Source organism: Methylobacterium mesophilicum SR1.6/6 (assembly GCF_000364445.2).
Lineage (GTDB): Bacteria > Pseudomonadota > Alphaproteobacteria > Rhizobiales > Beijerinckiaceae > Methylobacterium > Methylobacterium mesophilicum_A.
Genome location: NZ_CP043538.1, coordinates 97,444 through 122,000 on the forward strand (window position 1 = coordinate 97,444; position 24,557 = coordinate 122,000).

26 protein-coding genes and 1 pseudogene are annotated in these 24,557 nt (G+C 67.0%); 9 read left to right on the forward strand and 18 right to left on the reverse strand.

From position 1 onward, the window contains the following. Positions 1 to 157 precede the first annotated feature (157 nt). The 3 genes from MMSR116_RS00445 to MMSR116_RS00455 form a co-directional block, all read right to left on the reverse strand. Positions 158 to 427, reverse strand: coding sequence for a GCG_CRPN prefix-to-repeats domain-containing protein (locus MMSR116_RS00445; RefSeq protein WP_039894130.1), 270 nt, complete (start codon positions 425 to 427; stop codon positions 158 to 160). A gap of 142 nt (positions 428 to 569) precedes the next feature. After that, complete coding sequence (locus MMSR116_RS00450) at positions 570 to 1,574, reverse strand: SDR family oxidoreductase (RefSeq protein WP_010685722.1); 1,005 nt, start codon at positions 1,572 to 1,574, stop codon at positions 570 to 572. Between the two features lie 59 nt (positions 1,575 to 1,633). Then, a complete protein-coding gene (locus MMSR116_RS00455; RefSeq protein WP_010685723.1) occupies positions 1,634 to 1,846 on the reverse strand; it encodes a hypothetical protein in 213 nt (70 codons plus the stop codon). Between the two features lie 181 nt (positions 1,847 to 2,027). Here MMSR116_RS00455 and MMSR116_RS00460 point away from each other — a divergent pair, with 181 nt between their 5' ends. Further along, positions 2,028 to 2,579 carry a hypothetical protein gene (locus MMSR116_RS00460; RefSeq protein ID WP_010685724.1) on the forward strand — a complete coding sequence of 184 codons (552 nt, stop codon included), beginning with the start codon at positions 2,028 to 2,030 and terminating at the stop codon, positions 2,577 to 2,579. A gap of 194 nt (positions 2,580 to 2,773) precedes the next feature. On the opposite strand, the gene MMSR116_RS00465 is transcribed toward MMSR116_RS00460, so the two are convergent. The 4 genes from MMSR116_RS00465 to MMSR116_RS00480 form a co-directional block, all read right to left on the reverse strand. Next, positions 2,774 to 3,607 (reverse strand): outer membrane protein, encoded by an 834-nt coding sequence (locus MMSR116_RS00465; RefSeq protein ID WP_158168477.1) that lies wholly within the window; start codon positions 3,605 to 3,607, stop codon positions 2,774 to 2,776. A 431-nt stretch (positions 3,608 to 4,038) separates the two neighbouring features. Then, positions 4,039 to 5,259, reverse strand: coding sequence for an ABC transporter substrate-binding protein (locus tag MMSR116_RS00470; protein WP_010685726.1), 1,221 nt, complete (start codon positions 5,257 to 5,259; stop codon positions 4,039 to 4,041). A 397-nt stretch (positions 5,260 to 5,656) separates the two neighbouring features. After that, a complete protein-coding gene (locus MMSR116_RS00475; protein WP_158168479.1) occupies positions 5,657 to 8,215 on the reverse strand; it encodes a TonB-dependent receptor in 2,559 nt (852 codons plus the stop codon). A gap of 498 nt (positions 8,216 to 8,713) precedes the next feature. Further along, complete coding sequence (locus MMSR116_RS00480) at positions 8,714 to 9,268, reverse strand: sugar O-acetyltransferase (RefSeq protein ID WP_010685728.1); 555 nt, start codon at positions 9,266 to 9,268, stop codon at positions 8,714 to 8,716. A gap of 134 nt (positions 9,269 to 9,402) precedes the next feature. Between MMSR116_RS00480 and MMSR116_RS00485 the strand changes: the two genes are divergently transcribed. Further along, a complete protein-coding gene (locus MMSR116_RS00485) occupies positions 9,403 to 9,948 on the forward strand; it encodes a TetR/AcrR family transcriptional regulator (protein WP_010685729.1) in 546 nt (181 codons plus the stop codon). Between the two features lie 109 nt (positions 9,949 to 10,057). On the opposite strand, the gene MMSR116_RS00490 is transcribed toward MMSR116_RS00485, so the two are convergent. From MMSR116_RS00490 to MMSR116_RS00500, 3 genes are all read right to left on the reverse strand, one after another. After that, the gene (locus tag MMSR116_RS00490) at positions 10,058 to 10,297 is read right to left on the reverse strand and encodes a hypothetical protein (RefSeq protein ID WP_039894133.1); all 240 of its coding nucleotides are present in this window, start codon (positions 10,295 to 10,297) and stop codon (positions 10,058 to 10,060) included. Between the two features lie 127 nt (positions 10,298 to 10,424). Continuing rightward, positions 10,425 to 10,589, reverse strand: coding sequence for a YqaE/Pmp3 family membrane protein (locus MMSR116_RS00495; RefSeq protein WP_010685731.1), 165 nt, complete (start codon positions 10,587 to 10,589; stop codon positions 10,425 to 10,427). Between the two features lie 159 nt (positions 10,590 to 10,748). After that, a complete protein-coding gene (locus tag MMSR116_RS00500) occupies positions 10,749 to 10,943 on the reverse strand; it encodes a hypothetical protein (RefSeq protein WP_010685732.1) in 195 nt (64 codons plus the stop codon). A gap of 256 nt (positions 10,944 to 11,199) precedes the next feature. On the opposite strand from MMSR116_RS00500, the gene MMSR116_RS00505 reads away from it, so the two are divergent. Then, the gene (locus tag MMSR116_RS00505) at positions 11,200 to 11,946 is read left to right on the forward strand and encodes a transporter substrate-binding domain-containing protein (protein WP_039894134.1); all 747 of its coding nucleotides are present in this window, start codon (positions 11,200 to 11,202) and stop codon (positions 11,944 to 11,946) included. A 254-nt stretch (positions 11,947 to 12,200) separates the two neighbouring features. Here MMSR116_RS00505 and MMSR116_RS00510 read toward each other — a convergent pair whose 3' ends face one another. The 3 genes from MMSR116_RS00510 to MMSR116_RS00520 form a co-directional block, all read right to left on the reverse strand. Then, entirely contained in the window at positions 12,201 to 13,001 is an 801-nt protein-coding gene (locus MMSR116_RS00510; protein ID WP_010685734.1) for a porin family protein, read from the reverse strand. Between the two features lie 349 nt (positions 13,002 to 13,350). Beyond that, entirely contained in the window at positions 13,351 to 14,568 is a 1,218-nt protein-coding gene (locus tag MMSR116_RS00515; protein WP_158168481.1) for a flagellin, read from the reverse strand. Between the two features lie 983 nt (positions 14,569 to 15,551). After that, a complete protein-coding gene (locus tag MMSR116_RS00520; protein ID WP_010685736.1) occupies positions 15,552 to 15,983 on the reverse strand; it encodes a hypothetical protein in 432 nt (143 codons plus the stop codon). 132 nt (positions 15,984 to 16,115) lie between these two features. Between MMSR116_RS00520 and MMSR116_RS00525 the strand changes: the two genes are divergently transcribed. Together MMSR116_RS00525 and MMSR116_RS00530 are read left to right on the forward strand one after the other, a co-directional pair. After that, a complete protein-coding gene (locus MMSR116_RS00525; RefSeq protein WP_010685737.1) occupies positions 16,116 to 16,673 on the forward strand; it encodes a sigma-70 family RNA polymerase sigma factor in 558 nt (185 codons plus the stop codon). Beyond that, the gene (locus MMSR116_RS00530; RefSeq protein WP_010685738.1) at positions 16,670 to 17,365 is read left to right on the forward strand and encodes an anti-sigma factor; all 696 of its coding nucleotides are present in this window, start codon (positions 16,670 to 16,672) and stop codon (positions 17,363 to 17,365) included. Before MMSR116_RS00525 ends, MMSR116_RS00530 begins: the two co-directional genes overlap by 4 nt. 33 nt (positions 17,366 to 17,398) lie before the next feature. On the opposite strand, the gene MMSR116_RS00535 is transcribed toward MMSR116_RS00530, so the two are convergent. Next, the gene (locus MMSR116_RS00535; RefSeq protein ID WP_010685739.1) at positions 17,399 to 17,962 is read right to left on the reverse strand and encodes a fasciclin domain-containing protein; all 564 of its coding nucleotides are present in this window, start codon (positions 17,960 to 17,962) and stop codon (positions 17,399 to 17,401) included. A 353-nt stretch (positions 17,963 to 18,315) separates the two neighbouring features. Between MMSR116_RS00535 and MMSR116_RS00540 the strand changes: the two genes are divergently transcribed. After that, on the forward strand, positions 18,316 to 18,546 hold the full coding sequence (locus MMSR116_RS00540; RefSeq protein ID WP_010685740.1) for a hypothetical protein: 231 nt from the start codon (positions 18,316 to 18,318) through the stop codon (positions 18,544 to 18,546). A 405-nt stretch (positions 18,547 to 18,951) separates the two neighbouring features. Here MMSR116_RS00540 and MMSR116_RS00545 read toward each other — a convergent pair. From MMSR116_RS00545 to MMSR116_RS00555, 3 genes and pseudogenes are all read right to left on the reverse strand, one after another. After that, a pseudogene (locus MMSR116_RS00545) lies at positions 18,952 to 19,410 on the reverse strand (IS110 family transposase); the annotation flags it as partial. Between the two features lie 200 nt (positions 19,411 to 19,610). Then, the gene (locus tag MMSR116_RS00550) at positions 19,611 to 20,243 is read right to left on the reverse strand and encodes a tyrosine-type recombinase/integrase (RefSeq protein WP_010685742.1); all 633 of its coding nucleotides are present in this window, start codon (positions 20,241 to 20,243) and stop codon (positions 19,611 to 19,613) included. 222 nt (positions 20,244 to 20,465) lie between these two features. Next, complete coding sequence (locus MMSR116_RS00555) at positions 20,466 to 21,170, reverse strand: YoaK family protein (RefSeq protein WP_010685743.1); 705 nt, start codon at positions 21,168 to 21,170, stop codon at positions 20,466 to 20,468. 328 nt (positions 21,171 to 21,498) lie between these two features. Between MMSR116_RS00555 and MMSR116_RS00560 the strand changes: the two genes are divergently transcribed. The 3 genes from MMSR116_RS00560 to msrA all read left to right on the forward strand — a co-directional run bounded on the left by MMSR116_RS00560 (position 21,499) and on the right by msrA (position 23,528). Then, positions 21,499 to 22,371 (forward strand): LysR substrate-binding domain-containing protein, encoded by an 873-nt coding sequence (locus MMSR116_RS00560; protein WP_010685745.1) that lies wholly within the window; start codon positions 21,499 to 21,501, stop codon positions 22,369 to 22,371. A gap of 170 nt (positions 22,372 to 22,541) precedes the next feature. Continuing rightward, positions 22,542 to 22,754 carry a hypothetical protein gene (locus MMSR116_RS00565; protein WP_010685746.1) on the forward strand — a complete coding sequence of 71 codons (213 nt, stop codon included), beginning with the start codon at positions 22,542 to 22,544 and terminating at the stop codon, positions 22,752 to 22,754. 255 nt (positions 22,755 to 23,009) lie between these two features. Next, the gene (gene msrA, locus MMSR116_RS00570) at positions 23,010 to 23,528 is read left to right on the forward strand and encodes a peptide-methionine (S)-S-oxide reductase MsrA (protein ID WP_010685747.1); all 519 of its coding nucleotides are present in this window, start codon (positions 23,010 to 23,012) and stop codon (positions 23,526 to 23,528) included. A 36-nt stretch (positions 23,529 to 23,564) separates the two neighbouring features. Here msrA and MMSR116_RS00575 read toward each other — a convergent pair whose 3' ends face one another. Beyond that, on the reverse strand, positions 23,565 to 24,371 hold the full coding sequence (locus MMSR116_RS00575; RefSeq protein WP_010685748.1) for an SDR family NAD(P)-dependent oxidoreductase: 807 nt from the start codon (positions 24,369 to 24,371) through the stop codon (positions 23,565 to 23,567). Between the last annotated feature and the right edge of the window lie 186 nt (positions 24,372 to 24,557).

The following is a 24,557-nucleotide window of genomic DNA, read 5'->3' on the forward strand; positions in this document are numbered from 1 at the left end:
TCGTCCGAGGCCGCCGGATTCCGGTGCAGAGGCTGCAGCAGGGGTGCGACCGCGCGAGGCGGGGCGGGCGGCCTCTTCGCGGAGAGGCCGCCCGCCCCCGGATCAACCCGTGGCGCGCGTCACGGTTCGGCGGAGCCGGCCGCCGCCCGTATTCGCCTCAGTAGCGGCAGACGCGCCGCGGCCCGAAGGGGGTCGGGCGGAAGAAGCAGCGTGGACCGTAGAAGCGCGGCCGGCCGTAGATCGGGCGGCAGCGCCCGTAGGGGCCCGGCGCCCAGCCGGGGCCGCAGCCGTACGCGACGGTGCTGAGACCCGCCGGGCCTGTGATCGTGTCGGCCGCGACGGGTGCCAGGGGGGCGGCACCGGCGGAGGCGAGGCCGAGCCCGCCGACGACGGCCGCGGCGGCCGCGAGCATCTTCACGTGCATCATGATCTGACCTTCTGTTCGGACTCGCGCCGGATGGACTCGCGCGAGGCGCGGGTCCATCGGTCATCGGGCCTGAATGAAGGGTGACCTGTGCTATAATTGTCTGGAAACAAACATTCGGCCGCGCCGCGCGCGGCGGGCGCGACTAGGAGCGCCCGGGGCGGGACAGGAGCGTGGCCGCCGCCGCCGTGGCGCCCGCGAGCAGGATCCCGGTCAGGACCGGATTGATCGAGGCCTGCGTGTAGGTGCTGCGCATGACGTGATGGGGCGAGCCGCCGCGCACGGACCCGTCGCGGCCGGCCTCGTAGAGGGCGCCGTTCCGGTCCTTGCCGGCTATCCCGGCCTTCTGGGTCTTGGCCATCATCGCCGCGCCCATCCAGTCGCTCACCGCGGGCGCGCGCTTGCGCAGCGAACTCATCATCTTGCCGCCGCCGCCGATGTAGAGGTCCCGCGGGCCGTGCTCGGCGGCGTGCAGGATCGCCTTCGCCACGTCCTCCGGGTCGTAGACCGGCGGCGGCAGCTTCGGAGCCTGCGCCATGTAGTTCCTGGCATGCTCCGGGAAGGGCGTGTCGATCGAGGCCGGCTTGATGAGCGTGACCGAGACCGGGACGCCCTCCTCCTGCAGCTCCATGCGGAGCGCGTCGGTGAAACCTTTGATCGCGTGCTTGGAGGCGGCGTACATGCCCTGGATCGGGAAGGCGAGGTCCGAGGCGACCGAGCCCAGGTTGATCAGCGCCCCCCCGGTCTGGCGCAGGTGCTGCAGCGCCACCGTCGAGCCGTAGACGATCCCCCAGAAATTGACGTCGAACAGCCGGCGGTGGTCCTCGTCCGAGACCTCTTCCAGGCGGCCGAAGATCGAGAGGCCGGCATTGTTCACCCAGGTGTCGAAGCCGCCATAGGCGCGCACGGCCTCGGCGGCGAGCGCCTCGATGTCGGCGCGGCTCGACACGTCGGTCACCACCGCCCGGGCCTCGCCGCCGCGCTCTTGGATGTCGCGGGCGATGTCGTCGAGGGCGGCGCCGTTGCGCGCCGCCAGGACGACGCGGGCCCCGCGGCGGGCCGCCGCGCGGGCCGTGGCGAGGCCGATCCCGCTGGAGGCGCCCGTGATGACGATCACCTGCTCGCGCAGGGGCTTGTGGCGGTACTGCATGCGTCTTCCTCTCTGCCTCGTCTGCTGGCTCGGATCACGGCCCGGCGCGGGCCGCAGGCTCACGCCCGGCCGCCCGGCCGGTCGCGCTTCGCGCCGAGGCTCGTGCCGCCCCGGCGCGCCTCCTCCTTCTCGGTGCCGGCCCGCTCCATCGGGCCGTCCTGCGGTTTGACCGTCCCGGTCGCGGTGTCGAGCGGCGTGTTCGCGAGCCCGGCGCTCTCCGGCTTGCCGCCGGGCCTCCGCTGGGCCTGCGTGTCGTCCGGCGTGTCGGCCATGCTGTGTCCCTCTCCCGCGCGCCCGGCCGGACGGCCGATCCTCAGGGCCAACCCGCGGGACGGCCGGCGTATCCGGGGCTCGGGTGCGCTCCGGCGTGGCGGTTCGGGACGGCATACGCGTCGCAGGAACAGAGCGGCAGGCCTCGTGTTGTCTGCCAAATCTTCATCCGGAGACGCGACGATGTCAGGAACGGCCAAGAAGACTGACCCGAAACTTTGGTACAAGGTCAAGAAGGAGGTCACGAAGTCCGACAAGGGCGGCAAGCCGGGCCAGTGGTCGGCCCGCAAGGCGCAGATGGCGAGCGCCGAATACAAGAAGGAAGGCGGCGGCTACGCGGGCAAGAAGGATTCCGACAACCACCTGCAGCAATGGACCGACGAGGAATGGGGCACGAAGTCCGGCAAGGCGAGCGGCAAGACCGGCGAGCGCTACCTGCCCAAGAAGGCCCGCGAGAGCCTGACCGATAAGGAATACGCCGCCAGCACGGCCAAGAAGCGGGCCGACACCGCCAAGGGCAAGCAGTTCTCGAAGCAGCCGAAGGCCGCCGCCGAGAAGGCCGCCGTGGCGCGCAAGGAGAGCGCGAAGGGCAGCGCCAAGAGCACTAAGAGCGCCGACCAGAGCGGCCATGCCGACACGACGAAGGCCGAGCTGATGCGCAAGGCGCGGGCGCAGAACGTGCCCGGCCGCTCGCGGATGTCGAAGGCGCAGCTGGAGCACGCCGTCCACGCCTGAGGCCGGCCTGGGCGCACGGACGCAGAACGTCCCGGGAGAGGCTCCCGGGACGCGTCTCGGCTAAGCGGCCAGTTTGATCGGGCTGGGGATGCTCAGGTCGAGAGGAGGTGCGGCACGACCCGCAGCCTCACGGATTCCCGTTGACCGGGACCCCCCCGCGCCGGTTCGCGCGGAGGGGAAGCCCGCGAGAGCTCTCAGTACGAGCCGAACTTGTAGTTCAGGCCGGCGCGGACGACGGCGAACTCGTCGGCGCGTCGTCCGATCGGGCTGTAGACGGCCGGGACGTTGTTGGCGGCGTTGATGACGAACGCGCCCTGGTTGCGGGTGTTGCGGTCGAGGTTGACGTACAGGCCTTCGACCTTGAGCGTGACGGCCGAGGAGCGGAAGAAGTTCAGGAAGGAGTCGGTGGGCAGGGCGTACTCGATGCCGCCGCCGACGGCCCATCCGGTGCGGAAGCTGTCGTTGCCGGCAAAGCCGCCGAAGGAGCGGTCGGCGCTGCCCGAGCCGTAGGCGAAGCCGCCGGTGCCGTAGACGAGGGTGCGGTCGAAGGCGTAGCCGAGGCGGCCGCGCACGGTGCCGAAGAAGTCGAGGCTGGAGAGGCCGCGCGGGTCGGTGACGTAGTAGCCGGGGGCCAGGGCGCCGGAGAGGAAGGCGTTGTTCCGGTTGCGGCCGAAGTCGAGGTACTGGGCGTCGGCCTCGACGCCGATGACCACGCCCGAGCCCGGGGTGAACTGGTAGTTGTAGCCGACCTGGCCACCGCCGGAGAAGCCGTCCTGGCTGCGGTTGCGGAAGGTGGCCACCGTGCCGGGGGCGGCGTAGGGGAAGGGCACGCCGAAGGTGTTGCCGGTGTTGCGGTCGCTGGCGTCGAAGGCGTAGCCGGCGTTGATACCGAAGTAGGCGCCGGTCCAGGTGAACACCGGCACGGGGGTGAACACCGGCGGCGGCGCGGCACGGCGCGGAAGGTCGGCCGCCGAGGCGGCAGCGGTCAGGGCGGTAAAGGCGGCCAGCGAGGCGAGGAGCTTGGTCATCTGGGTTGATCCAGGGTTTCGATGTGGCGGTAGAGCTACCGATGTGTGGATGAAATGGCTGTAGTTTTACGGACACACCGAGCGTCTTCGATGCAAGTCGCTATAGTAAATCTTCTATTAACATGCATCAGGCTGCGGAAATACATGTCCAGATCCGTGGCCAAGCGCGACAACATCTGAGCCGCCGCTTGGTTGCAGCCTGCCGCCGACATGCGCGATGGCTGTGACGAAGCGGACACAGGCGGGGGCGGCCGAGCCCCCGTCCGGCGGTCTCCGGAATTCGGATTCGGCCCGTCGGCTGCAATGACATCGAGGCTGCCGGAAACCGCACGATCCCGCGCCTCGCGAGCCCCATGTCGGACCCCCGACAATGCGCGGTTCGCGCCGGCCCGGGACACCGGTCGTCGGTCAACCTCCCGGGCGTCCGATGCTCATTTGACGAGGGGACAGCCGCCCTCGCGTTCCGGGCGGTACGCGTCCTCGGCGGGCGTCGTCGCGACCGTCTTGAGCAGGTCCCATCCGCCTTTCGATTCGCCCGGCGCCTTCGCCTGAAGAAGATAGGAGGGCTGGACCTTGCGCCCGTCGGCGCGGATGCGTCCCGTCCCGAACGCGTCGTCCTCGGTCGGCATCGCCTTCATCCGCGCCACGGCGGCCTTGCCGTCCGCCTTTGCCGCCGCGACCCCGATCTCCGCGACCGCCTTCAGGTAGTGCAGCGTCGCCGCGTAGCAGCCGGCCTGAACCATGTTGGGGCAGGCCGGCCCGATCTTCGGATGCAGGCGCTCCGTGAGCGCCCGGGTGCGCGGGTTCAGGTCCCAGTAGAAGCTCTCGGTGAGCAGCAGCCCCTGCGCGAGTTCGAGACCCAGCGCATGGACGTTGGTGCTGTAGAACAGCATCGCGGCGATCTTCATGCTCTGATCGAGCCCGAACTCGTGCGCCTGCTTGATGCAGTTGATCGTGTCCGCCCCGGAATTGGCCAGTCCCAGCACCTTCGCGCCGGAGGACTGCGCCTGAACCAGCAGGGATGAGAAGTCGGACGTCCCCGGGAACGGGTAGGCGCGGCTGCCCAGGACCTTGCCGCCGGACGCCTCGACGACGCGGGTGGTGTCGCGCTGCAACTGCTGGCCGAAGGTGTAGTCCGCCGTGATGAAGTACCACGTGTCGCCGCCCGCCTTCACCATCGCGCCACCGGTCGAGCGGGCGAGCATGTAGGTGTCGTAGGTCCAGTGGACGGTGTTCGGGCTGCATTGCGCCCCGGTGAGATCCGTGGTCGCGGCGCCGGAATTCAGATGCACCTTGTTCTTGTCGCGGCAGATCTGGTTGACCGCGAGCGCGACCGAACTGGTCGGCACGTCGATGATGGCGTCGACGCCGTCCTGATCGAGCCATTGCCGCGCGATGGCGGCCCCGACATCGGGCTTGTTCTGGTGGTCCGCGTAGATCACCTCGACCTTCAGGCCGTCGCCAAATTCCTGCACGGCCTGGCGCACGCAGGCCACCGAGGTCGCCCCGCCGTCATCGCTGTAGGGGCCGGACTGATCATTGAGCACGCCGAGCCGGATGACGGGCGCCTGGGCCCGGGCGGGCCGGATCAGCGGGGGCGCGATCAGCGCTGTCGTGGCCGCGAGCAGATCACGGCGGCTGAGCGACGGCATGCGGCATTCCTCCGATGTGTTTCTTTATTGGCTCTCCAACTACAGCGTATTGCTTGCCTTCTGTCCAACGTGATCGAGACAGATGGCTGCGCCTGTCCCGGATCTACCGCCCGGAAACGCCAGTCAATCCGCATCACGCCGCCAGTATTCCAAGTCCCGCCGATACGGGCGAACCCTGTGCCGCGCTCCCCCTCGGCCTTCGACATGCCGCGGGCGCGCGACCGTGACACCGGTGGCGGATCCGGGGGGCGTGAAGGCCGGGAGCGGGCGGCCCGATCGTGGAGCCGCTTCCATCGGGGCGCCGCATCCATCCTGAGCGCCCCGCGTCGATCCCCCGAAACGGGAAGGAGCCGCAGGGGGTCTGCGGCTCCGCCGGGTCGGTCGCGGCGGTTCCGGTTCAGTATTTCCGGATGATCGGCTCCGGCGCCATCGGCACGGGATCGGCGCCGAACCGGTAGGTCAGGCCCGCATAGATCGAGAGCGGCTGGGCCAGGGTCGTGGTCCGCGGGTCGTTGATCGAGAGGTTGCCGGCCACCGCACCCGGCTCCGCGAACGTCCCGAAGGTGGCGTAGCGGTTGTTGGTCAGGTTGGTGATCAGCCCGAAGATCTCCAGGTTCTTGGTGACCTGATACTTCGTCGTCAGGTTCATCACGTAGTAGGCCGGCAGCTTGCGGTTCAGGTTCGACTCGTCGCCGCGATAGTAGGAGGACGAGAACGCCGAGACGTTGAGGCCGAAGCGCCAGTTCGGGGTGATGAAGTACTCGAACCCGGCCTTGATCTGGTGATCCGGGACCAGCGGGATCTTGTCGCCCCGGCGGACGTTGATCGAGCCGTCGGCGTTGGCCAGCGGATTGTTCGGCGAAGACAGCGTCTCGTTGAACTGGAAGGTCGCGTCGACCAGGGCGTAGTTCGCGTAGATCAGCAGGTCGGGGGTGACGGCGTATTCCGCGCCGACCTCGATGCCCTGTCGCCGGGTCGCCGGGACGTTGATGTAGTAGGCGCGGGCGGCGTTGCCGGCGACGGCGACCTGGTAGAGGTCGTTGGTCAGGTCGGTGCGGAAGACGCCGGCCTTGTAGGTCAGGGCGCCGCCCTGGAGGAAGGCCGGGATCACGCCCCGGAAGCCGGCCTCGTAGGTCTGGCCGGTGACCTGCTTGAGCGGCGGGTCGGCCACCAGCGAGTTCGGCAGCAGGCATGGCTGCGTCGGGCTGGAGCAGGACAGCTCCAGGGGCGTCGGCGCACGGTTCGATTCCGAGTAGCTGCCGTAGAGGTTGAGGGCCGGATCGAACTGGTAGGTCAGGCCCGCCAGCGGGTTGACCTTGGTGTACTCGTGCGTGCCCGTCACGTCCGGCGAGAACCCGGTCTGGTCGCGCGTCTGGATGCGGGCGTAGTTGAGACGGAAGCCGGCGGTGAGCGACAGCCGGTCGGTCAAGTCGAGCGTGTCGGTGGCGTAGAGGCCGAGGTACAGCGTCGACCCGCTGACATTGGTCGGGGCGAGGCCGATCGCGCCGAGCGTGCGGATGTCGGTCGTGCCCAGGCCGGGGATCGTCCCGTAATACGGGTTGTTCGGATCGACGCTGACCGAAAGGTTCGGGTTGATCACGCCCAACTGGCTATCCGACTTGAACGAGAAGTTCGAGGCATCGACGCTGCCACCGACCACGAAGGTGTTGGACAGTCCGAAGATCCGATCCCGGTTGGCTGCCTGCAACGAGCCACCGTAGGCTTCCGAGTTGGTCAGGGTCGTGTCGATGGTGCCGTAGGGAACGTTCCGGAAGGGGATCGGCTGGCCGTTCAGGCCGATGATGGTGAACTGGTTGGCATAGGCCCGGCGCGCCGCCACTTGACTGGTCGGCGGCGCGTTCACGTTGAACGCGTCGTCCTGGAAGCACAGGAAGCCCCGGAAGCTGCCGCGGCTGCTGCAATTCTCGAAGTTGCCCTGGTTGCCGTCGACGTAGGTCTCGCTGAAGCGCCGGTAATATGCGTTGCCGGCGAGATCCCAGGTCGGCGAGATGTCCACCCGGCCGGTGAGCTGCAGCGTGCCGACCTGGGTGGTCTGGGTCTGCGGGTAGGTGAAGATCGCCCGCGGATCGATGTGGGTGAAGTCCACCGGGGTGGCGGCGGCCGCGCCGTAGAAGCTGCGGGCGGCGAGCCCGATCAGGTGGAACTCCGAATCCTGCGACCGGTAGCCGAGATCCGCGTAGAGCCTGCCGATCGTGCTCGGATTCTGGTAGCGCCAGCCGCGGTCGTTCAGCCCGTCGCCCGTGAAGTAGAAGCTCCAGTTGTCGGAGACCTTGCCGTATTCGAGGTAGCCGGCGGTGCGCGCGTCCGAGCCGCCCCAGGCCGAGATCTCGGTCCCCTGCCAGGTGAAGCCGTTCTTCATCTGGATGTTGACCGCGCCGCCGATGGCGTTGAGGCCGAAGATCGGGTTGCCGGTGACCACGTCGATCCGCTGGACCGCCTGCGGCGGGATCAGGTCGAAGTTGACGACGTCGCCGAAGGCCTCGTTGATGCGGATGCCGTTCTGATAGACGGCCAGGCCCTGCGGCACGCCCTGCACCGGCGAGGCGGTGAAGCCGCGGTAGTTGAGATCGACCCGGTTGCCGTTGCCCTGCGAGTCGTTGAGGTTCACGCCCGGCGTCTCCCGCGCGAAGGTCGCGAGGATGTTGTCGGTGCCGCGGTCGACGTCGATCTGGCGGGCCGTGACGGTCTCGACCGTGCTGGGGATCTTGTTGAGCGGCTGCTCGGAGCCGCGCAGGCGCGCCGGACCGGCGGGTGCGGTCGGCACGGTCTGGCCGAGGGTGTTCAGGTTCTGAACGGCGCTGGAATTGCCGCCGCCCGCGCCGACCGGCGAGGTCGAGACGACGCTGATCTCCCCAAGTGTTACGGCCTGCTGCGCCTCCGCAAGACTGGGCAACATCGCCACAGACGCGATCAGGCTGCCTCGTAAGGCGCGCATATCTTCCCCCAGCCAGATGTTCAGGACGCGCGTGCTTGTCCGCGACTGCGCACAGCCATTCACATCGGGCGGGCATCGCTCCGCAATTCACGAATAGTTTAATCCCTGGCACCGGCGGTCCGCGCACGCGAATGCCGCCGGCCTGTGTCCCTTATGCCACAAATTGCCCCGGCTTTTCAAAGGGTTACGGGACGACTTGGCAGTTCTTGCCGGGACGATCAGGCAAGGCGGGCCGCGGAGTCGCGGAATCGGCGTGCGGGTCCCGCGACGGGTGACGCGAGGCGCGGACGGTCGTCGTCCGCCGGGCCGATCCGCCCTCCGGATCGACGCGCACGCGTCGAAGTTCGCGGACAGTCATGGCAAGTCTGGCGAGCCGTCGCCGCGGGATCCGGATCCGGGGCAGGGTCCGGGCCTCCGCCGCGATGAAGAAGCCGCGCCGCGGAATGCCGGGCGGCCTTCGGAGACGGCGCGAGACGGGGCCGGGCCGCGCCGGGCCGGTCAGGCCGTTCCGCGCGGCCGGGCCGGATTGCCCGTGACGGTCGCCCCCGCGGGCACGTCGCGGGTGACCACCGCCCCCGCGCCGATGATGGCGTCGTCTCCAACCGTGACCCCGGGCAGGATCAGCGCGCCGCCGCCGATCCAGACATTCGTCCCGACGGTGATCGGCAGGCCGCTCTCGACACCGGCCCGTCGGAGCGCGGGATCGCGGGGATGGTCGGCGGTGAGGAACTGCACGCCGGGCCCGACCTGCGTCAGCGCGCCGATGACGACGGGGGCGACGTCGAGGATCACGCAGTTGAAGTTCAGGAAGGCCCCCTCCCCCAGGGAGATGTGCTGGCCGTAGTCGCAGTGGAACGGCGGTCGCACCACCGCGCCGGCGCCGACATGCGCGAACAGCGCGGCCAGCATCACCCGCCGCTCGTCCGGCGAGGCCGCAAGACTCGTGTTGTAGCGGACCATCCAGTCCCGGGCCCGCTGGGCATCCGCCGCGAGTTCCGGGTCGTTCGGCCGGTAGGCCTCGCCCGCCAGCATCTTCTGCTTCTCGGTTCTCATGGACGTTCGATCCTTGCCGCGCCGGACGATGCGGGAGCCTTCCCTCCTGCTCCGTTATGTACATATGTACGCAACGGCGGAGGATGCCAACCGTCCGCACTCGACCCTCCAAGCCGGCCCTCCCGGAGTTCGCCTTGACCGCAGCCCAGCGCCGCTACGATCCCGAACGGCGGAGCCGCATCATCCGGGCGACGCTCGACGTCATCGCCGAGCACGGGGTGGCGGGCACGACCCACCGCCGCGTCGCGGCGGCGGCCGACGTGCCGCTGGGCTCGATGACCTACCACTTCGCCAGCCTTGACGCGCTGCTGCTGGAGGCGTTCACGCATCTCGCCGACGCGGTGGCGAACGGGTTCGAGGAGCGCCTGGGCGCCTGCGCGACCGCCGACGCGGCCTGCGAGGCCGTGGTCGACCTGGTGGTGGACGCGCGCTGGGTGGGGCCGCGCGCGCTGCTGCTGAGCTACGAGCTGTACGCCCTGGCGGCGCGCAATCCGCCGATGCGGGCGGTGATGCGGCGATGGATGGGACGGAGCCGGGCCGCGCTCGAGCGGCACTTCGCGCCGGAGGCCGCGAAGGTGCTGGATGCCATGATCGAAGGGCTGCTCATCCACCGGTCCGTCGACCCGCAGCCGATGGATCGGGCGCAGGTTCGCGCACTGGTCGATCGGTTAGCGCGCTAGGGCGCGCGGCCGAGGGGGATGCCGGTCCGGCGGCGGGCGCCAAGGATCGCGGGATCGGAAGCGGACGTCCGGTCCCGACCCGGTCGGGGCGGCCTTGGACCGCGGGCCGTCAGCCCTGGCCGAGGCGCCGGCGGTTGGCCTGGACCTTCCGGCGATAGCCGCGCACGACCTTCCGCGGCGTACCGCCCATGGCGATCGTCGCCGCGGCACTGCCGGCGGCCAGGACCTTCTCGGTCACCATGCGCTGCGCCTCCCGGCGCGCCTTCGGGCCGCCGACGATCAGCATCGCGATGCGCTGGCCGATGACCATCTGGGCCTCGACGCCGAGCATCGCGATCTCCGTTCCCATCGTGAGCCACCCGGACGGGCCGCCCGCCGTTCTGCGACGTCCGCGCATGATCCCGATCCTCCGCGTCGATGCCACCGTACAACGCCCGGACCGGCGCTTCTTTCCGCCGGCCGGGCCGACCGGCCGCTCAGGCCGCGCTCTCGCGCCGGGTGACGATCAGGGCCCAGATCGTCGCCGGGATCCAGCCGATGAGCGTGAGGTGCAGGAGGATGCACAGGATCCCCTGGAACACCTTCCCGCGCAGGAACATGGCGAGCCACGGCACGAGAAAGCAGATGATGATCATGATCATGGCGGTTGCGGACCTCCTGCGTCGCGGACGAACCCGCGACCGCCCGAGACGTTCCCGTGAGGCACGCGGCCGTCTGTGGATCCGCCGGACGAGGGCCGCGAGGCAGGATCGCCCGGGGCCTGACCGGTCTCGTCCCGGTCCGGGCGGCCGCGCGCCGCGTCAGCCGAGTCGGGCGCCGCCGAACAGAGGGACGCCGCGGTCCTTTTTCTTGGCCTTCTTCAGCGAGCGCAGCCGGCGGATGGCGCGCACCAGCATCTTGGCTTGCCGCTTCTCGCAGGTCTCCGTCACAGGCCGGCCCGCCACGATGACCCGGAAGTGGCCGTCCGCGGCCCGCTCTTTGGTGACATACGCCATGGCAAAGCTCCTGCGACGTTCAGGCTGGGATCAGCGGTTGCTCCGTTCCGGAGGAACGATGGACGGGGGAAGGCTCGGTCGACCCGACGGCCCGCCCCTGCCCCGACAAGGACCACGACGAGATGGCGCCCGCGGCGGCGGCGCACAACCCGCCTCCGCGCTTTGTGATGGGGCTCGTGCCGCAGCCCCGGTCCGGGGGACCGGTCGTGTCCGTTCCGTCTGGTCGCCCGTCGCGGCGGCCATTATCCTCGCCGGCATGACGCCGGCCAGCCACGCCCAGGACGCCGCCCCGAGGGCCGAACTCGCCCCCACGGGCACGCTTCGTGCCGGCCTCATCGAGGCGCCGTCCGCCGGACTCATCTTCGTCGGCCGCGCGGCGGACGGGACGCCCGAGGGCGTCACCGCCGATCTGGGCGCGGACCTGGCCCGGGTGGCCGGAGTACCGCTCGCCGTCACCCTGTTCCCGAACTCGGGTGCGGCGGCCGCCGCCCTCCAGGCCGGGAGCCTCGACGTGAGCTTCATGCCGGTCGACGCGACACGGCGGCAGGTGCTCGATTTCGGGCCGGGCTACTACGACCTGGAGAGCACCTACCTCGCCAGCGCGGCCTCGGGGATCACCGACGTGGCGCAGGTGGACCGGCCGGGCATCAGGGTCCTGGCCATCGACGGCACAACGACGCTCCGCGCCTCGGCGCGCACGCTGACGCGGACGCAGCCCGTGGCTGTCCCGTCGTTGGCCGAGGCGGTCAGCCGCATGCGGGCGGGACAAGCGGACGCCTTCGCCCTCTCGCGCGACACGCTGCGGCCGGTCGTCCCGCAGGTTCCGGGCTCCCGGATCGTCAGCGGCGGCTTCCAGCAGACGCAGGTCGCTGTGGCTCTGCCGAAGGGCCGTCCCGCTGCCCTCGCCTACGTGACCGCGTGGCTGCAGGAGGCCAAGCGCGCGGGTCTCGTCCGCAGGATCTTCGACGCCCACGGATTCGACGGCGATGCCGTCGCCCCGTAGGGGACCGGTCTCCCGATCAAGCTCGGCGGCGGCGCGATCAGGGAGCGGATCGACGCGGGTCGTCGCCGCCGCGCTGCTGCCGTGCTCGCGCAGCCGCGCGCAGGATCCGGGGCGCAGGCCGCTCCGTTCCCGGAAGAGCCGCACCGGACGGCGAGCGCCTCAGAAGCCGTGGCCCCCGGGGCGCTCGCGGTGACGTAGGCAGTCCGGTCGGGCGCTCCAGCCGGGCGGGCCGGGGCTGAGCGCGCCCGCCGCGCTCAGTAGGAGCCGAACTTGAAGTTCAGGCCGGCGCGGGCGATGCCGCCCTCGGTCCGGAAGCGCGAGATGTAGCCGATGCCCGGTCCCCCGACGGAGCCGACGAGCAGGTTGTGGCTGCCGAGATCGTAGCGCAGATACTCGGCCTTGAGCGTCACGGCGCTGGAGCGGAAGAAGTTCAGGAACGAGTCGGTCGGCAGCGCGTACTCGATGCCGCCGCCGTAGGCGTATCCGGTGTCGATCCGCGAACGGCTGCCGAAGTAGGTGAGCGGGGCACCGGTCTGGAACCCGACGCGCTGAGTCACGTCGCCGTAGGCGAAGCCGCCGGTGCCGTACACGAAGACGCGGTCGAAGGCGTAGCCGACGCGTCCCCGCACGGTACCGAGGAAGCTCAGATCCGTCCGGTAGGTGTTGGTCAGGACGTTCGGGTTGAAGGCGGGACGGAAGATCGACTGCACGCCGGTGCGCTGCAGATCCATGTAGGCGGCATCCGCCTCGACGCCGACCACGATGCCGGAGCCGGGGGTGAACTGATAATTGTAGCCGACCTGGCCGCCGGCGGTGAAGCCGTCCTGCGGCAGGCGGACGGCCGGGCTGCGCAGCAGGTTGTTCACGTTGCTCTGGAGGGCGCCGATGCCCACGGTCCGGATCGTGTCCGCCTCGGTGTAGGCGTAGCCCGCGTTGATGCCGAAATACGCGCCCGTCCAGGTGAAGACCGGGACCGGCGTGAACACCGGCGGCGGCGCGGCCCGGCGCGGCAGGTCGGCGGCCAAGGCGGCGCCGGTCAAAGCAGCGCCCGCCACCAAAATGCCAAGCAGATTTTTAATCACAGCGATCTCTTGTTCATGACACCAATCGTGCTGAGATTTAGTCAAGAACGCAGCAAATTGATGTATCTTCGAGGTCACACCTCGGGCCCAAGCTGCCCCAAGCCGTTCTCATCCGCTGATTAGATTGAGTAATGCCAAGCGACATGCGGCGATGATGTTGCCATGTCCATTTCGGGGCAAAGCAAACGGATCGGCCGCGTTTTTAATCCGAACCTCCGACAACAAAATTTCGGGCGCACCATCGATGCCGCACCGCTTTACATTTCGAACGAAAACGGCCGGGGTAGCTCCCCGGCCGCCGCATCGGTAACGATGCCGATGCTTAGCGGAGAAGCTGGAGCACGCCCTGCTGGGCCGAGTTGGCCAGCGACAGCGCCGAGATGCCCATCGACTGACGCGTCGTGAGCGCCTGCGAGTTCGCCGCCTCCTGGTTCAGGTCCGCGTTCGTCAGGTTGGCCGAGCCGGTCTGCAGCACGTTGATCAGCTGCTTGGAGAAGTCCTGACGGTTCTGCACCACCGACAGGTTCGAGCCTAGCGCGCTCGCCGCCGAGTTGAGCGTGCCGCCCGCAGAAGTCAGTGTCGCCAGAGTCTTGTTCACGTCCGCGTTCAGCAGGAAGTTGCCCAGACCGTTCGAGCTCGACGAGCTGTTCGAGTTGGTGATCGAGGACAGGCCCAGACCGCTGGCGGTGGCGTCGACCGAGGCGACGTTCAGGTTCGAGCTGCCGTTGGCATTGAACTTGATGTTCAGGTCGTTGCCCTTGCCGGCGATGAGGTTGACGCCGTTGTAGCTGGCGTCGCCGGCGAGCTGCGTGATCTGGTTGAGCAGGTTGTTGTACTGCTGGGCCAGGGAGGCGCGCTGGGTCACGCCGGAGACCGCCAGGTCGCTGCTGACCACCGTGGAGGCGGCGGTGCCGTAGGTCGAGGCGGTGGTGGAGGACGAGGTGAAGCCCAGGGCCGCCTGGCTGGTGGAGTTCTGGAACTCGACGTCGGCCTGGGCATTCAGCACGATCTTGGTGCCGGTGCTGTCGGTGGAGAAGATCGCGCCGGCGCCGAACGAGCCATTGGAGGAGGTGCTGGCGGAGCTGACCGCGGCGTTCAGGGCCGCGACGGTGGCCGAGATGCTCGATGTGGCACTGATGTTGGCCGACACCGAGGTGCCGTTGATGGTCAGCAGCACGGAGGCGCTGGAGGCGCTGGCGCTGTAGGCGTTGGCGGCGGTGCCGGTGGTGGAGAGCTGGGTCGAGAGCGCCTGGTTGGCGATCGACTTGGCCTGATCGACGAGCTTCTGGATCGAGGTGATGCCCTGGTTGGCCGCCTGGATCGACTGGATGCCGTTGGAGACGCCGTCGAGCAGGGTGTTGAGGGCGTTGGAGCGGCTGTCGAGGGCCTGGGAGGTGAAGAAGTTGGTCGGGTTGTCGAGGGCGGAGTTGACCGTCTTGCCGGTGGCGAGGCGGTTCTGGGTGGTCGCCATCAGCTGCGCCGTGTCCTGCAGCGAGAGCAGATTCTGACGCGTGGCGGCCGACAGGGTGATGGAGGACATCGTTCGATCTTTCTGACTTGGCGACCCGTTTCTTGGGTGCCCTATTAGAAACGTCCGCGAACCCAATCCAGGTTAAGATCGTGAAAGATCAGTCGTCCGCAATTGATCTCGGTTAACAGTTTCCAGCTAGCTGACAGGGCTTCGGCGGGACTGATCCGATGTCACAACTTGCTGACGAACAGCGGAAATCTAATGCAGATAGCATACATGGAACAATAGATGTTTCTGTGCATCTGCCTGCCGAAGCAAAGTAGGATAGCTTCGAGGAGTGACGGTCTGGCAAACAGCTATCTCAGCCCGCACGAAGACCCGTTGCCGCAAACCTCAGCCTGAAGATAAAGACAGTGCCGGACATCTGTTTCTAAATGTAAATACGATGTGTAAACGCGGATAAGTACACATGGCATAATGCATGTCTGGATCAATTGCAGGCAATAGAGATCGGCACAAGCTTCAGGAATTTCCTGTCGCACATGTTTCGTCTGGGGCTCAATATGTATAAGCTTTCTTTTACTAACGTCGCCTCTCTGTTTTCTATCTAGCCCGTCTTCGCGCAGGCTGTCATCGAGACGCCCACGATCACCACGGTCGTTGTCCCGCCTGGTGTGCCGTGCGTCGTCACGCGCCAGCCCGGATCGACCGGAGACGAAGGTGCCGCGACCTACTCACCGACGGGTCGCGCTGCCGACGGCATTGCGTCAGACTCGGCAGCGGTGGGCAACGAAGCACAACCTTCCCGCCTCGGTTCGACTGGCAGCGGCGGCGGCAAGTAACCTCACTGCCGCACTCAGCCCACCCCGTTCGCCGCCGTGGACTTTTTGAGCCGGTGATCCCGAGGTAGAACGGCTGCGGCTGACCTGTAGGCACGCCCCGCTAACTGCTCCCTCTATCCTGCGTTTCGGGCCGCATCGCGTACTAGCCCCGGCCGTGAGGAACGGCACCGAGCCCCGTCAGCCCGTGATCGGATCGGGCGACGGGGCGCTTCAGCCTGCCCGCTTCGCACTCCAGCTGCCGCTGCACTCAACTAGCCCGCCTGAGGTGCGCCATGTGCCGCTGCCGCTGCCCTTGGGATCGAGGCTGCCGGAGATCGGCACTTTGTTCGAGCCCTGAACGATTGTCGCCTGTACGGTACCGCCGGCCGACACACCGCCATCAATGTCGACTTCTTCTCCGGGGATCGAGGCGTCGCTGTCCCTGATCTGCACGTTATAACTCGTGCTCGCTGAGCAAGGTCCCTCAGCCGTGGTCGCCACGATGGTCCAGGATCCATCAAATTGGTCCGGAACCTTTACTTTCTTGGTCGCGGCATCCGCTGGAAGGAAGGCGCCAGCCGACAGGCAAGTCGCGAGGATCAGGGTGAGGATACGTGCCACAAACAGCTCTGGCAGTTGCGCCACCGGGATTGGCAACGCCATGGCAGAACGGGGACGTCGGTTAAATAGTTTCGGAAGCTGCCCAACGCGGATGTGACGGGGGCGGTTTTAAAATTGGATCCGGGAAGGTACGAGACATCCGGAGCAGCCGCGCATAGAAGCTGAGTGCTGGGATTGGCCGACGACGATTCACTGCGGCGACTGCTCGCCGAGGTCGGCCGCGGAGATGCCGCAGCCCTCGCCCAACTCTACGACCTGACCAGCCCGAAACTCTTCGGCGTCATCCTGCGTATCGAGAAGGACCGAGGCTTGGCCGAAGACGTTTTGCAGGACGCGTATCTGCGCATCTGGCAGGCGGCTGGAAGCTATGATCCCGCGGCCGGGCGCCCGTTTCAGTGGCTGTGTACCATCGCGCGCAACCGAGCGATCGACGGTCTACGCCGAAAGTCCTCAGGCGAGGCACAGGTGCTCGCGAACGACGATGGCGAGGATTGGGTGGCGCGGCTGATGGACCCGCACGACGATGCGACGGCGTTCTTGGATCGGGATGCGCTGAGCACCTGTCTGCGTCGGCTGGAGCCGATGCACCGGGACTGCGTGGTGCTGGCCTACTGCGAGGGCTACTCGCGAGAGGAGTTGGCCCAGCGCTTTGACCGCCCGGTCAACACCATCAAGACCTGGCTGCACCGGGCGCTCTCGGCCCTGAAGTCCTGCCTGGAGACGGTGTCGTGAGCGGCGGCAGCGGCGAGCCCGTCTCAGATCCTGATCTGCGCGCTGCCGAGTATGTGCTCGGCACCCTCGCCGCGCAGGAGCGGGCAGACGTGGAGCGCGAGATCGCCGCTGATCCCAGCATGGCGAAGCGGGTGGAAGTCTGGGAACGGCGGCTATCGCCGCTGCTCGATGCCATCCCGTCCGTGCCGCCGCCGCCGCGGGTCCGCGCGGCACTGCTACAGTCTCTGTCCGATGCGCTCCCAGGGCCGCCGGATCAGCTTGACGGTCTGCGCCGACAGGTTCGGCTGTGGCGGTTCGCAGCCGCCGGAGCGGGGCTGTTGGCGGCCGGCCTCGCGCTGTTCGTAGTGGTGGGGCCGAGGCCGGAGCTGGAGGGTGGCCGCTACCTGGCGGTCGTACAGGGCGGCGGGGCGCTCCCGGCGCTGATCGTGCGCGTTGATACGCGTACCGGCACGGCGCAGGTCAGACCGGTCGGCGCCGAAACGCCCGCGGATCGAAACCTGGAACTGTGGTTCGTTGGCGCTCAAGGCGCGAAGCCGCTCGGCCTCGTAGGTACGACTTCAATCCGAGTGACACTCCCGGCCGGGGCCTCACCAGATGGGGCAATCGCGGTTTCGGTCGAGCCAGTCGGCGGGTCTCCAACCGGGCAGCCGACCGGGCCGGTGATCTACACGGGCAAACTCATCCCCGAGTAGAGACGCCTGAACCCGGCCAGAGCCCTATTGCTATCAGGGCATCAGCACGCCGTTGACGACGTGGATGACACCGTTCGACTGCATCACGTTCGGGATCGTGACCGCGACGGTTCCACCCTTCACGTCGGTTAGGTAAACCTTCTTGCCCTGCGCTGAGACGGCGAGCGGCTCGCCCGCAACGGTGGTGATCTGGTTCTGCCCTTCCGGCTTCCTGGCCAGCGCCATCAGGTCCTTGGCGGTGTAGACGCCCGGGACCACGTGGTAGGTCAGGATCTTCGTCAGCGTCGCCTTGTTCTGCGGCTGCACGAGGTTCTCCACCATGCCCGGTGGCAGCTTGGCGAAGGCGGCGTTGGTCGGCGCGAACACCGTGAACGGGCCCGGACCGTTCAGCGTGTCGACGAGGCCGGCGGCCTTCACAGCGGCGACCAGCGTGGTGTGATCCTTCGAATTGACCGCGTTCTCGACGATGGTCTTCTGGGCGTACATCGGCGCACCGCCGACCATCGGGTTCTTGGCCTCTGCCGCCCCGGCAGCCGTAAGGGCGAGCGAGAGGGCGATGGCCCGAGCGGCGTTGCCGCGTGTGATTGCCTTGAGCATGCGAGGTTTCCTTCCTATCGGCCCTGTGAACTGAGGCCTCGCCGCCCTCTACGAGGCCGCATCTCAGGAAGTTTCACCCGCGCGATGAACCCGGAAGCTGACCCTTCGCGACGGTCGCCAACCTGCGACTCGCACCGCTGTGTCGATCTCTGAAACTTTGCCCTGCCTTGATCCGTAAAGCCCACTGACGCCCATACGAGGGCGCAGCGTGGAGCGAATGTTTCGCGGCCTACAGTCGCGCCTTGTAGTATTTGCAAAATAGATAAAAATAATACAGGTGGGAACACGAACATATCTCGTGTGCTTCTACGAATGATTCGGACATACGATCCGTTCGCTACAGGAGAAACTACATGGCCAAGATGAAGCTCGCCCTTGCCGCATCCGTCCTGATCGGCGCTGCCGCCCTCGCCGGGCCCGCCTTAGCTGCTCCGATCAGCCCAAATGGCCTTCAGGCCGCGCCGACAGGCATCACGCAAGTTCGCATGACGCACAGCGAGCGCATGATGATGAAGAAGCGCATGATGCGGAAGAAGATGATGCGCCGGCACATGATGAAGAAGCGCATGATGAACCGCATGTAACGGCCCACCGGAAAGACGGGAGGGCTCCTATCGAGCCCTTCCATCACGTCGCTTTGCCTGATCAAGAAGGCCCACACCTTGTCCCGCACCTATAGGCTCGCGGCGGTGCCCTGCTCATCACATCAAGGATGCTTCCGCTGGATCGTGTCGTCCTCTGACGGCCTCTTCTCCGAGCAATCGACCTACCCTTACGCGACCAAGGCAGCCGCCATGATCGTGGGCCAGATCCGAATAGCCGATCTGAGCGCGGGCCGGCCGGGACCGAAACCGAGTCGGCGCCGCCCCTCCCAACCTTGATGGTGGCGGCCAACGTCACGATGCTCGGGCGCAGCCCTTCTGGCCGCAGATGTAGGTGCCGGTCTCCGTCTATATGACTCACGTGCGATCCGGCGTCGGGATCTCGGCGCCCCGCGCCATCTCGATCCCGATTTCGGCGAGCAGGCCGCGGATCATGTTCACCAACTGCGTGCGATGCTTGACCAGCAGGTCGCGCGTCCGGTGCAGCGCCAGCGCCGCTTGCTGGTCGGTCGACTTCACCGGCACGAACCGCATGCTCGGGCGCGTCACCGCCTCGCAGATGGCTGCGGCATCGTTCGCATCGGTTTTGCCGCGCTTGACGTACGGCTTCACGTAAGCTGGCGGCATCAGCCGCACGTCGTGGCCGAGGCTCATGAGCTCCCGGGCCCAGTGGTGCGCCGTGCCGCACGCCTCCATGCCGACCAGGCAGCGCGGCAGCTTGGCGAAGAACGGCACGACCTGCGCCCGCCTCAAGGCCTTGCGCACGACGACGTGCCCAACTGCATCGACGGCGTGAACCTGAAAGATGCTTTTGGCCAGATCGATGCCGACGGTGGTGATCTCCATGGGGATGGCTCCTGCATGAGCGTGGCTGCTGCTTTGACAGCAACCAAATCTTGGCATCGAGATGCCGTCAGTCGGAGCGGGAGCCATCCACCCCATCTGCTTTGCGAATTTCCCTGGAAACCGCCGGATGACCGGGATGGGCGCTTTGCAGCCAGGCTGGCTTCGAAGCCCCTCGACTCAGAAGCCGAGGGGCCGAGCACTCAAATCTCAGTTCCTTCGGCCAGGGTCAGAGCATCCTCGACGTCGACACCGAGATACCTGACCGTGCTCTCGATCTTGGTATGGCCGAGCAGGATCTGAACCGCCCGCAGGTTGCCGGTCCGCTTGTAGATCAACGACGCCTTCGTGCGGCGGAGGGAGTGCGTGCCGTAGTCCTCGCTGCGCAACCCGATGCCGGTGACCCACTCATCGACCAAGCGCGCATACTGCCGGGTGCTGATGTGCGTGACGCCCTCAAGCCGGCTCGGGGAGGCATAATCGTCGAGCGTTCCGCCTCTGGCCTCGAGCCATGCCAGGATGCTGGTGCGGGCAGGTTCGAGCAACTCGAACTGCACCGGCCGGCCGGTCTTGCGCTGGATGACGATAGCCCGGCTACGGACGCGACCACCGCTGACGAGGTCGCCAATCTTGAGTTTGACGATGTCGCAACCGCGCAGCTTGCTGTCGATGGCGAGGTCGAACATCGCCCGGTCGCGTGTGCGCCGTTCGCGGTCTAACCAGAATCGGATGGCCCAAACCTGCTGAGGTTTGAGGGCGCGCTTGGCGCCGAGCTTGCGGCCAGCGTTCCAGGCCGGCCGCCCTTTCGTGGCAGGATCGTGTGCAGAGTGTCCCATCATCTTTCTCCTCGCCGGCCCATGCCGACGAGGCGAGAGGAAACCCGAATCGATGCTTCGGAGAGCGGGCATATGCGGACGTTCCGCTGGCGACCCGTTCCGGTCGTAAGTTCCTTCCGACAGCGCGACGCAAAGCAGACATCAGGACCGCGCTCGCTCTCAAATGATGGTCGTCGCTTCCGATCTGGTACAGGATGGGATTATAGACATCCTCAAGATATATTACGTTTTCGCGTTCATTTCGGCCGGCTTCATAGTCAAGACAATCAGAGAGCTTAGAACTGCGAGTGGTAGTACGACACAGCCGAAGGCGAGATGTGCGATCCCGAAGGCCCCGCACAACGCACCTGCGGCGAAGGCTGCGACCGCCGGCAAGACGCTTAAAAATCGCGTGCGGGTTAGATCAAAATTCTCAGCGGTACCGAGGGTAAGATCCGTCGCGTCGATGACGGCTTGGCTGACGCTTACCGTCATCACCGTCGTAGGGGCGAGATGACCGAGACAGAGGCGACCTATGCCGTTCTGCACGCCCATTGCGGCGACCGCAAACATGCCTACGGAAATGGCCGGAGTTCCATCTGCTGCACCCAGCGGCGACCAAAGGGCGCCACACAGGCCGAACGCTGCGAGCAGGCCTAGTTCGATGGTTAGGAGCCAGGGCAAAGAATCGCCCCCCTGACGCTTCAGCATCAAGGTCAGAACCCGCGCGCTCGCCACCGCTGCTATGAAGACGGGCAACGCCAGGAGTTTAGCCAGCACACCGGCTGAGGTCGCCACCAACTCGGCACCGATGAGTACGAAATTACCGGTGACGTGGGCGGTGAAGAGCCCAGTCAGCGCGATGAAGGCCGCCGCATCGACAAAGCCGGCGACGAAGGCAAGGGCAGCTCCGGTGAAGGTGCTGCTACTCGTGTTCTGAGACCGCACGCGACCTGACCTCAAAATTAATCGGCGAGAGGGGGTTCGGTCATGACAAGCGGTATCCGAGGATTGGCATAGTATTCCGGCCAGCGATGGCAGAAATATAGGACCGCAGTCAGAAGGGTAACGACCGCGAGGAGGAAGGCCAGCGCCTCCGTTATCTGCGTCGTCCATCTTCCGAACGTCGGAATCGCCACGAGACCGCCGACGAAGAGTGTGGTCATGATCACGGGTACGGACATCGGACGCGGCTCGGCGGAGCGGTAAAGCGGGTTTGAACCGAACCCTAAGCCGCCCCGTGTCGGGGCGTTAGCGATATCGGTTATCATGGACTATGATGGGCAACCTGGACATCGCGCTGCTCCGATCGTTTCTGGCGGTTGTGGAGAGCAACAGCTTTACGACCGCAGCGCAGGCGCTCGGGCTGCGGCAATCCACGGTGAGCGGGCACATCGCGCGGCTGGAGCAGGCTCTCGGTCGCCCTGTTCTGGCGCGGGACACGCATCGAGTCGCCCTGACGCTTGATGGTCAAGCCCTGATCGGCTTCGCGCGCGACGTGGTGCAAGCGCAGGACCGGCTGTGCGCCTTCTTCTCGCCCGGTGGCCTGCGCGGCCGCATCCGGCTTGGCGTCTCGGAAGACTATACCCTGTCGGCGCTGGCCCGTGTCCTCGCACGCTTCGCCGACCGGCACGACGCCGTGGATCTGCAGATCACGGTCGGGCTGAGCCGGTCCCTCTATCAGGGCTACGATGCGGGCGAGTTGGATGTGATCTTCTGCAAGCGTCGGCGCGGCGACCCGCGGGGCGCACTGGCCTGGGCCGAACCCCTGATCTGGACAGGACGGCCCGGCTTCGTTCTAGATCTGAACAAGCCCGTGCCTCTGGTGCTGTATCCGCCGCCGTCGATGACCCGCACATTGGCGCTCGACGCGCTCGACGCGGCGGGCCGATCCTGGCGGATTGCCTGCACCAGCGGCAGCTTGATGGGGTTGTGCGCCGCCGTCGAGGCGGGCCTGGGCATCGCGCCACACTCCGCCAAGGTCCTGCCGCCAGGACTGGCCGCGATCCCGGAGACGGCGGGCCTGCCCGCACTCGGCGACGTCGAGTTTGTCGTGCTCGGTCCGGGCCGTCACGACCGCGCGGCCACTGCGCTGCAGGAGGCGATCCTGACTAGCACGGCCGAGCTTCAGGGGAGCGATAGTTCATGACCGTAACGCCCAGATCCTCGGCCCGGCCTTTTTCGCAGCCTCTACCATGCTGTTCATTGACGCGGCGACCGCCCGTCGTTGTCCGCTCTGATGCCGATGCCCCACATAAGCAGAACTTCTCAAATCCACCCAACCCAGCCGTTCGGTGACGCCAGCCAACGAGGCTGGGAGTGGCCGAAAGCCGCTGGTTCGCTTCGGAGCTCAGGCTGCAGGTAAGCGGACGCTTCCCGCTGTCTTCAAGCTTCCGCTTGGCCAAAGTCGTGTTCCTCCGACAGACACAGCTACGCCGTTACGGCGACGCGGACTTCTTCGTGAACCCGGCGATCACTATCACCAACATCATCGCCTTGCTGCTGCCCACCGTGCTAGCCGATGCCGGATGATAGCCGCCGCAAAGATCCGCATTCGGACCCCAAAGTTCCGCATCGCAACAACCTGAGGTAATGAGGCCGCCCAGTGAATGGGTGGCCTTGAGACTGGGTTGATCCGGAGCAGCGAGATCAGCCAGGCGCCGCCAAAGGAGAGATGTGCTTCCGGCATCGCCTCGCTTGCGCAGGCGTGGCGCTGGGCCACTGGGCGAGGCGCCCTTCGCGTCCCCATATCCAGGGTTCGAGCAAAACGACTATCGAGGAGTTGCGATGAGAACCGAAAGGGCCGTGCTGGCCGGTGGGTGCTTCTGGGGCATGCAGGACCTGATCCGGCGCCAGGACGGCGTGGTTTCGACCCGCGTCGGCTACACCGGCGGCGACGTACCCAACGCGACCTACCGCAACCACGGAACCCATGCGGAGGCCATCGAGATCGTCTACGACCCGACTCGGACGAGCTTCCGCAAGATGCTGGAGTTCTTCTTTCAGATCCACGACCCGACCACGCCGAACCGACAGGGCAACGACCGGGGCCTGAGCTACCGCTCAGCCATCTTCTACGTCGACGACGACCAGCGCCGGGTGGCGGAAGAGGCCATCACCGATGTCGATGCCTCCGGTCTCTGGCCGGGCAGGGTTGTGACGGAAGTCGCCCCGGCCGGGCCGTTCTGGGAGGCCGAGCCGGAGCACCAGGATTACCTTGAGCGCATCCCCAATGGGTACACCTGCCACTTCATCAGGCCGAACTGGGTGCTGCCCTCGCGTGCTCGCGCGACGCAGGACGCGTAAGCCAGCCCAAGCTGGGACGCCGGAATGGCCGGCGTCTCAGGTTCCCATGGCCATCACGGAACCACCGTCGACCCGCAGGAACTCGCCGGTGATGAAGCTGGCACGTTCGGAGCAGAGGAACGTCACGGCCGCCGCGACTTCCTCCGCCTTGCCACGGCGCTTGGCGACGATGCCGGGACGCTCCTCGTCGAGCGTCAGCTTGATCGCCTCGTCGAAAGAGATACCCTTCTCCTTCGATTTCTTCTCCATCTGCGCGTCGGTCATCGGCGTGGCGATGAAAGCCGGGCCGACCGCGTTCACAAGCACGCCGTCCGGGCCGTAGGCCTTCGAAAGACCTTTCGCGAGGTTCAGGACGCCGGCCTTCGCGGCCGCATATGGAAGCTCCTCAATGTAGGGCTGCACGGCGTCCTCCGAGGAGAACAGCACGACCCGGCCCCAACCCGCCTTGCGCATGTGTGGTATGAAGGCACGGGTCGCGCGCACGCCGGCCATGAGGTCGGTCTGGATCGCCTCGATCCAGTCCTCGTCCGTGAGTTCGAGAAAGTCGCCGGACGCACCGGTGATGCCCGCGGCGCAGACGAGGATGGTGGGCTTGTCGTCGAAAGCCATGTTGGCGAAGGCGGCGAGCACCTCGATGCCCTTGGCCGTGCTCAGGTCCGCCTCCACGGCACGGACCTGGCCCAGCGCCGACAGCTCCGCGGCGGTGGCCTGCAACTCGGGGCCTTCCTTATCGGTCAGGACGACGTGGACGCCCTCGCGCAAGAGATGCTCGGCGGTCGAGCGACCCATGCCCGACTTGGCCCCTGTCACGACGGCCACCCGTCCGCTGATGCCGAGATCCATCCGTACCGCTCCGCCATCGTTCGAGGGGACCGCCTCGGGTCACGACGAGAGCGGCGGTTGAGAAGTCCGCTTTGCGATGGGAGTTCCTTGCTCGCCCGTCATCAGCCACCGGTGATACAAGCTCGACATTTGCCTGCCTCGTCTGGGCCGCCACCTTCGCCCGCCCCCGGCGGCGGCATGACCGAC